The sequence below is a fragment of the Catellatospora sp. NPDC049609 genome (genome assembly GCF_040675365.1).
Classification (GTDB): Bacteria; Actinomycetota; Actinomycetes; order Mycobacteriales; family Micromonosporaceae; genus Catellatospora.
Genome location: NZ_JBFAOU010000295.1, coordinates 1 through 6,023, shown reverse-complemented (window position 1 = coordinate 6,023; position 6,023 = coordinate 1). Strand labels below are relative to the sequence as shown.

Sequence of the window (6,023 nt, the reverse complement as noted above, 5' to 3'; positions counted from 1 at the left end):
GAACAGCAGCACCATGCCGACGCCGATCACGGCGTTGTCGGCCAGGAAGCTGCTCACGCCGATCTGCTTGCCGGCGGCCGGCTTGGCCATGGTCGTGAACGTCGCGGTCGCCGTCGCGGGCTTGCCGTCGTCACCGGTCGCCGTCACCGTCGCGGTGTACGTCGCGCCGTACGCCAGCGCCTTCTCGGGCAGCCAGCCGGCGCCGTCCGGGTGCATCGCACCCTTCACCTCGACGCCGTTGGCGTCCTTGAGCGAGACCTCGGTGGTCTGCGCCTCGGTCGCCGCGAACACGATCTCCGTGCCGGCCGGGACGTCCTTGGCGTCGGCGGCGGGGCCGGAGATGGTCACGCTCGCCTTCGGCGGCGTCTCCTGCGGCTTGTCGCCGTCGCCGTTTCCGCCGTTCCAGATCGGCGACTTCTCGCCGGTGCAGGCAGCCAGTCCGGCCACACCGGCGACACCGGCACCGGCGAGGCCGAGCGCGGTCAGCGCGCGCCGCCGGGTCAGCGTCGGGTTGATCGGGGTGTCGGGGGTGGGCATAGCTTCCTCACCATCGTTGAGGGGTGTGCGCGACACAACGTCATCCATCCTGCCTCAATGACGCTGCGCGCAGGGGTGCGAGTTGCCCTCAGTGAGGCTTCACACCGTACATCGGGGCTGCTTCCAGACTATCGGGCCGCGGGCGTGGGAGACACCGCCGAGGGCACGGGAACGGCGCTAGGGGACGGCGAGGGCGAAGCCGACGACACCGGCGGGTTGACCACCTCCGGGAGCAGGTCGGCCGGGATCGGCAGCGCGCTGCCCTTCACGAACTCCTTCCAGCTCAGATCCCACGCCGTGAACCCGTTGCCCTTCTCCAGCTTCACGCCCGTCCCCTTGACCGTCACCGGGTCGCCGACATGGGTGTTCTCGAACAGCCAGACGGCGTTGCCGGGCGAGACGTTCAGGCAGCCGTGCGACACGTTGCGCCGCCCCTGGTCGCCCACGCTCCACGGCGCCGAGTGGATGAACTCCCCGCCCCAGGTCAGCCGCTGGGCGTACTGGATCGCCACCCGGTACTGGTCGCCCGGCTCGCCGGTGGTGTCGAAGATGGTGGACGCCTGCTTGTCCATGATCACCATGGTGCCGGAGGAGGACGGGGTGCTCGCCTTGCCGAGGCTCACCGGCATCGACTTCACCTTCTTGCCGTTGCGCAGCACCTCGATCTCCTTGTCCGAGTTCCGGACGATCAGCTCCAGCCGGTCCTTCGCGATCTTGGCAGAGGCGCGGCGGTCGTCGTCGCCGTACCGGCCCTCGCCCATCGGCACACCCTTCAGCGCCGCCCGCACCGTGAGCGCCGTGCCCGGCTTCCAGTACTCCGGCGCCCGGTAGGTCACCTGCCGCCCGCTCATCCAGTGCCACACCCCCGGCTGGTGCGGAGTCGTCTCCACGAACAGCCGCGACTCCACCGCCGCCCGCGCCGACTCCGGGATCTGCTCCGAGAACTCCACCACCACCGGCATCGCGACACCGTAGGTGTGGTCGTCGAACAGGTACATGCCCGTGCCGACCTGCTTCGGCGGCTCCGCCATCGTGGTGAACCACGTCCGCTGCGTGACCGCCCGGCGGCCGTCGGTCGCCACGACCGTCGCCGAGTACGCCGTCTTGTACTGCAGCGGCCTGTCGGGCACCCAGGTCGTGCCGTCGGCGCGCATCCGGCCGGGGACGAGCCTGCCCTTGGCGTCGGACAGGGCGACCGAGCGGATGCTCGCGTTGGTCGCGGTCACCCCGATCTCAGCGCTGACCGAGAGATCCTTGGTCTCCGCGGCCGGCGTGAGTTCGAGGGTCTGCGCGGGCGGGGCGGGTGGCGGGTTCTGCGCGGCGGTGAAGCCGGTCGGTTCGCTGTCACACGAAGCCAGCGTGGGTACGAGGAGAGCGGCGGTGACCGCCGCGACGCTGAGCCTGCGGAGTGCACGCATACGCCACCTGCCTGAATCACGGTGAAATGTCCCGGTTCACATCCTGCCGCAGGGTGCTGGGTGGTGTGGCCGGTTCTGACGGATTCTCGGATCGTGGCGCGGGATGATCTTCGAGTGAGGGCGCTCACATGTCGCTCTCCGTGGTCGGGGAGCGGGGTGTGGGAGCCGTCTTGGCTGGTTGGGTTTGTGTGGGTGTGTGGTGGTTGTGGGGGTGGTTTGGGTGGGTTCGGCAGCACGGGGAGGAGGTCCGGTAACCGATTGGAGATACGCCGGACCGTCATGCTAAGGTTCTCTCCGTTGCCAACGAGCGCCGCTAGCTCAACTGGCAGAGCAGCGGACTCTTAATCCGCGGGTTCGGGGTTCGAGTCCCTGGCGGCGCACCAGTAGTAACAGTCAGGCCCGGTCACGAAGTGACCGGGCCTGACTCATTTCCGACCCCAACGGCAGTGTCGATCAAGAGTGAACCTGCCGCGGTTGCCGTAGCCTTCCGAGGTGTCCCTCGTAGATAAAGGACCGGTTCCCCGCTGCGCGCCTGACTTCGCCAGAAGTGCGACTGGTTCCCTTGCCGAGCTGTGACGAATTCCTGTACGCCTTCAAGGCGGCGCTGACGCGCCGCACCGTGGCCGCTCGCCCTGCCCGCGCTCCTGCCTTCGGCCCGCGCGGAGGGCGGCGGCCCGCGCCAACGTAAGCGCCGCCTAGCCAAGCGATCAGAATCGGAACCACTCCTCCGACGGAACTGTGTCCCAGGAGACCGCCAACCGGCGGAGGAAGACCGGCCGGGTAAGCACGACGTCTCCGGCCCGTTGCGGTCGGACGACCAGCCCGATCTCCTCCAGTTCCGGATCCGCGGCGTGGCTATAGCGCAGCCCCGGAACTTGCGTCGCGAGCATCCATGCCTCCAGCTCAGACGGCACGCGGCCGACAAGAGGCACGCCATCCACAGTCACCTGCGGTCCGCGCAGCGCATCGATAGCAACGCAGTACAGACGGTCCTTGGAGTAGTACGTTGTCACACACTCGCCCCAGGCCGGAGTACCGGAGTGCGTCAGCCCCTCTCGGCTTCCAGAAAGATGCGGAAATTCCGGTTCCAGCGCAGCGAGCACCTCGGCGCGGGTCATGCCGAACGACAGAGGCCCCACACTGACCAACGGGACCAACTGCCACTGCACGCGCTCCTCATCGCGCTTGACATTCCACACGTTCACGTCCGCCTCCGTCAGCGCTTGATGTCCGGGCACGTTAGCGCGTCTCAGCGAGGTTCCGGCGGCCGGGCGGCCCGCCTGCGACTACCTCCTGTAGTGGCCGGCAGGCGCGCAGAGTGACAACCCGCGCCGCTGATGGGCTCGCCACCCCAGGCCCCGGTCCCCGTCACCGACGCGGCTCCCGCTTCGTCGTAGTGGCAAACAGGCGGGGCGCTGCCCCGCCACCCCGGCCCGCCTCAGAGAGCAGCCGGGCTCCCCTCACCAGGTCACCACAAGGGCATCCCGAGAACCCCGGCCGGGCCAAGGCCAAGCCGCTACGCGGTCGCCTACGGCGAGCCTTGACCCGACCGAGAACCTCGGGACGGTCTGAAGCCTGCCCTGCCGAGGAGAGCCCTCCACCCGACCAACACCGAGAGGCTTCTGAAACACAAAGAGCGCCGTCAAGGATTACTTGACGGCGCTCTGACGTGCATGGAGTTGTAGGGCGCTGGCACCGAGGACGAGATTCGACGCCGCCTGCTGGACGTAACCGCACGTTCGATTGAGGAATCGCGGCGGGCTATTAGCAGTGCCGTGAGGGGTCATGGCCGGGCACGGACGGGCATGACATCCCCTATCGCGACCAGGCAGTTTCGGGCATGTTCTCCGACTTCTAGCAGATTAAGGCTTGGCGCTTTCCATACCCGATGGTATGGACGTCGTCTCGGTGAGCAGTCGCACGATCAATGCGGTGATCGGTGGCGGGACATCCCCAGGGCAGCCTGTCCAGCTGACCAGGGCTAGGGACGTCATCATGGTGGTGAACATGTCGCCATCGCAGGCCGCCTTGGGCCGTCTCTGGTCATCCTCCGAGGTCAGCCCAGGGTCCAACATGGCCTTCTCTAGCTCGCCGACCTGATCGATTGTGAGCCGTCCGATTCGCGTGGCCCCGTTCGCGCCACAGCCGTCGCAGACCCAGTACCCATCGTGCTTCACTGTGAGCCGGTGAGTGTAATCAGACGCACCGCGTGCTTGATGTAAGAGGGTTAGCGTCGAGGGTAGGGCGGGCACCGCTTCGGATGCGCTGGTTGTCGGGCTGGAGGCGTTGGCCGAGGGAAGGCTGTCGGCGCAGCCGGCCGCAAGCAGCGCGACGAGGAGCACCAGCGAACGTAGACGCGAGGGAAGCACGGGCGAGGACGATACACGGCCCCGACGCTCGACGTGATCTCTTCTAGTAGGTGCCAGCGGTTCGATCTTTGGCAGCGGCTGAGTGTCAAACTGGGTGTCAACGCAGGCATACATGGGGGCATCGCGAGAAATGATGCGGGACGGTATGACCAGCTCAGCCTAGGTGTTGGTCGTGCTCAAAGGACCAAGATCGTTGCCTGGGGGTCAACATGCGCCCCGGCCGGTTGAGCGCTGGCACGCTGGCTGTTTCATCGAGACGCCTCCATCTGAAGACTTCCTTGCCTGCTCCCGGCAGGATCAGCCCGCTCCCCGAGGGCCAGCACCACGGCGATGGGCGGCTTGTCGCTAGCTCACCGTTGGAGGGACGTCGCTGGAGCTAGCACGTTGACGCTGAGTCGGCGTGTGACCTCGCGCGGACTCCCGTCCAGGCCAGTACGGCGGCGGGTCAATATCAGGGTCGCAGATCTCGTGCGCATCACCATTGCACTTGACCGTCTTAAGTAACACCAAACGCTGCCCAGTGGCCTTTTGAAGTATGGGGAGAACCACAGGCAAGCCGGCTACCACGGTCGCGATTGCGCTTGCGGTCTGCGCGATTCCTAAACCGCTCTGCTCGAACCTAACGTGGTGGAATCCATTCTTCTTTATAAGGCGACACTCTTCGGGCTTGTAAAGCTGATTGAGATCGGCCGTTACAAGCACTTCATAACCACGTTTTGCCAGGTCATTCAAGAGCTGTACATCCTTCTTGGATTTCCAGCCGACCGTTTGTACGTGGTCAATCTGATGGTGTGGCAGCATTTGATTCAGTGGGGTGAGAACGGGCTGAGGAACTTGTTCGTCAAGAAGAATCTTCAACGCCTATGCCGCCTGCTTGTTATACCTATTAACATAGTCCTCAAAAGCCACAGCCCCCGTCACCCCTTCATCGGTTACAGCGGGATAGAAGTAGCGAATGTTGGACGCGTCTAGGCCGTCATTCGCCAATCCAGCAATGGTGTCGTACGGCACCCGAGTGTCCTCAATTACCGGAAATCCATCCATGACATCATCGGTGATCGATATGCCCGGCTTGGGGCGTCGAAGCGGAACAACCTGAACACCCGACCAACCCTCGAAACCCTCAAGGACATCGCGTCCAGTAACGAGCACCTGTTGGCCTGGCCGTCGCAGGAGGTCAACCGAATACTCCTCATCCCGCTCCCAAACGATGGACTCGCCATCGCGCAACAGGACGTAGCGGCCCAAGTGATCCACGTCCGAGAGGCCGTGAAGGTTCCCGACCGCCTTACGGATCTTCTGCAACGAGAACGCCGCTCTCAACAGCCCGACGGTCCTAACCGCGAGGAGATCCAAATAGCTGTACCGGACGGAACGGCCGGAGGTTTCAGCCTCGGGCACAAGAAGGGGTTCAGCACCCGATCTCCACCCACGAAGCTGATGCACGGTCACCCCTCCCAGGGCTGCCGTCAGCGCTTCTGAATAGGCCACTTCACACCTCCCTCCGTCACTTTAGGGTACGGAAGCCTATCTAGCGCGCCCAGCGGCGCCGGTCCGCCAAACGGGCACAATCGACTACCGGACGCCTTGTGTCTGATGCCAGCTGTCGGCGACGCGTGAAAACTGACCCCCTGGCGGCGGGTGAATGTTGACCCCCTCCGAATGATCAGGAGGGTGTTGAGCGTGGAGGACTGGGCGG

Annotated in this window: 5 protein-coding genes and 1 tRNA gene; 1 reads left to right on the top strand and 5 read right to left on the bottom strand. The window is 65.3% G+C overall.

The features are described 5' to 3' along the window. Nucleotides 1-537 (bottom strand): Ig-like domain-containing protein (locus AB0J67_RS38660; protein ID WP_363490393.1); only part of this gene is annotated, 537 nt, incomplete at its 3' end. A gap of 128 nt (nt 538-665) precedes the next feature. Beyond that, nucleotides 666-1,955, bottom strand: a complete 1,290-nt coding sequence (locus tag AB0J67_RS38655; RefSeq protein WP_363490391.1) for an Ig-like domain-containing protein — start codon at nt 1,953-1,955, stop codon at nt 666-668. A gap of 307 nt (nt 1,956-2,262) precedes the next feature. On the opposite strand from AB0J67_RS38655, the gene AB0J67_RS38650 reads away from it, so the two are divergent. Then, nucleotides 2,263-2,338: transfer RNA gene (locus AB0J67_RS38650), tRNA-Lys, on the top strand. A 324-nt stretch (nt 2,339-2,662) separates the two neighbouring features. Here AB0J67_RS38650 and AB0J67_RS38645 read toward each other — a convergent pair. From AB0J67_RS38645 to AB0J67_RS38635, 3 genes are all read right to left on the bottom strand, one after another. Further along, nucleotides 2,663-3,160: a hypothetical protein gene (locus tag AB0J67_RS38645; protein WP_363490389.1), complete on the bottom strand. Its 498-nt coding sequence runs from the start codon at nt 3,158-3,160 to the stop codon at nt 2,663-2,665. A 1,509-nt stretch (nt 3,161-4,669) separates the two neighbouring features. After that, complete coding sequence (locus AB0J67_RS38640; RefSeq protein WP_363490387.1) at nt 4,670-5,182, bottom strand: hypothetical protein; 513 nt, start codon at nt 5,180-5,182, stop codon at nt 4,670-4,672. 3 nt (nt 5,183-5,185) lie between these two features. Next, on the bottom strand, nt 5,186-5,815 hold the full coding sequence (locus AB0J67_RS38635; RefSeq protein WP_363490385.1) for a DUF433 domain-containing protein: 630 nt from the start codon (nt 5,813-5,815) through the stop codon (nt 5,186-5,188). Between the last annotated feature and the right edge of the window lie 208 nt (nt 5,816-6,023).

Bases quoted from the DNA above. Each gene is read 5' to 3' on its own strand.
- AB0J67_RS38655 (WP_363490391.1), bottom strand. From the start codon at position 1,955: ATGCGTGCACTCCGCAGGCTCAGCGTCGCGGCGGTCACCGCCGCTCTC.